The organism is Herbaspirillum sp. VT-16-41, from assembly GCF_001994935.1.
Taxonomy (GTDB): domain Bacteria; phylum Pseudomonadota; class Gammaproteobacteria; order Burkholderiales; family Burkholderiaceae_D; genus Herbaspirillum; species Herbaspirillum frisingense.
Window position 1 is genome coordinate 1 of sequence record NZ_MUXB01000001.1, and the last position, 2,041, is coordinate 2,041.

General features: G+C 52.4%; 2 protein-coding genes. One reads left to right on the top strand and one right to left on the bottom strand.

Annotated features, from left to right (window positions below):
• Positions 1–78 precede the first annotated feature (78 nt).
• A complete protein-coding gene (locus BTM36_RS29240) occupies positions 79–303 on the bottom strand; it encodes an ogr/Delta-like zinc finger family protein (RefSeq protein WP_077234762.1) in 225 nt (74 codons plus the stop codon).
• A gap of 1,052 nt (positions 304–1,355) precedes the next feature.
• Here BTM36_RS29240 and BTM36_RS28650 point away from each other — a divergent pair.
• Positions 1,356–2,041: proteasome accessory factor PafA2 family protein (locus BTM36_RS28650; RefSeq protein ID WP_254426878.1), on the top strand; the 686-nt coding region annotated here is incomplete at its 3' end.

Here is a 2,041-nt window from a genome sequence, read left to right on the forward strand (position 1 = left end):
AAAAAAAAAAAAAAAAAAAAAAAAAAAAAAAAAAAAAAAAAAAAAAAAAAAAAAAAAAAAAAAAAAAAAAAAAAAAAATCAGTGCGGCGTATCGAAGGCGCGCATGCCGGTGAGTCTTCGATACGCGGCAGAGCCGCTACTCAGTCCGAACGGCCATCTTGAATAGCGGGCACGGGGCGAGATGGGAAGGCTCACCTCGGGATTGGGCATGGCCGACAGGGAAACGGTACGAGAAATCTCCAGCGTGGCCACGAAGGTGTGGCCGCAATCGACGTTCTGGCATCGATAGGTGATTTCCTTCATCAGCGAAGGCGCGCATGCCGGTGAGTCTTCGATACGCGGCAGAGCCGCTACTCAGTCCGAACGGCCATCTTGAATAGCGGAAAACCAATCGACTACCGTTCGGACTGAGTAGCCGCACATCAGTGCGGCGTATCGAAGGCGCGCATGCCGGTGAGTCTTCGATACGCGGCAGAGCCGCTACTCAGTCCGAACGGCCTTTTATGTTTTGCTGCGCACTGAGGCACTCGGTCACGTCCCGCGACCCCGTCTGGCCTTGCAAGGCCAGACCTTCTCGCCCCTCCCGCAAAGCGCGCAGGCGCTTTGCTCGTGTGCCTCAAAACACAAAAGGCCGACTGACTTGCGTCAATCGACCTCTTTTGTTTTGCTGCGCACTGAGGCACTCGGTCACGTCCCGCGACCCCGTCTGGCCTTGCAAGGCCAGACCTTCTCGTCCCTCCTCGAGCCTGGCTAGAATCGAATATGATCGACAACCGACTCACTGCCTGACTGGCTACAAATTACCGACGCAGGTCAGGGGTGTATCGTCTGGGAGCTTTGTCCGGGCCGATCCTGTGGGCAACAGACTTAAGCGTCACTGGCCCCCAAGTCGAAGTCAGCCTAATGAGAGCAGGAGCGCGATGCTCATCAGCGCGGACCTGTTGAGTTGTATGCAGCCGGGTGGGATGGGTGCGTGTTTTTGCCGCCGCCATAGCTACTACAGACATAATGTTGAGGAAAATCTTTCATATTTATCTTCATATATCGAAGATGAGGTCTTCTATGTTATGAATTACCTCTATTCTGTTCATGAGATGAGGGTGGAAATGGAAGGCAAGTATTTTCATGCTGATTCTTGAAAAACGAGCCGTCTAATTTATCTCTTGCATGTATAGCCAGGTGAAAATAATAAGTGGCTGCATAACCCAAGGTAGTTCATCGAATATAGGTTATGCAGGTATTTTTAGTTTCAATAAGATAGTCCGCTCCTCGCTCACAGCGGACCTTCAGTTCTGGTAGCTTGTCCGCTCCGTGCCAGGCTCAAGCTCGGCACCACATCCCTGCTGCTCGCAGCGATCGAGGCCCAGCACCGCACCGCAACGCCGCTCCTGCCGGAGATCGCCCTGGCCGATCCGGTGGGCGCCGTGCACACCATCAGCCACGACCCCTTGCTGAGCGCCACCGTACCCCTGGTCGACGGCCGCGAGCTCACTGCCGTGCAGGTCCAGCGCGCCTACCTCGAGGCCCTGCGCACGGCAGCGGACCTGGCCGACGAGGAGACCGCGCAGGTGCTCACCGCCTGGAGCGAGATCCTCGACCTGCTCGAGCAGGACCCGATGCTCGCCGCCGACCGCGTCGAATGGTTGGGCAATAGTGATGATGACTATCAACTTGTTAGCATAACTAAAAAAATAAAAAATACTAATGCTCTTTCATTTTTTGAATCAGCGAAATATATAAATAAGAACCGAACGTTTTGGATGAGCTCGGAGGAAGATTTTTATTTAGTTGGGATTGGACAGTCGTATGAAATTATAGCGGAGGAGTCGCGCTTTGAAGAAACAAAAAAAGCGTGGAATCAGTTGTTGGAGAAAGCGACAATCTATAATCCTTATGAACAGCCCGGTACAGGAATTGTTGCATTAGGTGGGTTGTCTTTTGATCCCAAAAAGCCAACCACACCGCTATGGGAAAATTTTAAGGATGTTCCGCTCAGCGAACAGGGCGAGCGGGTGGGCATCTTCTACGTCAGCTGTCATGC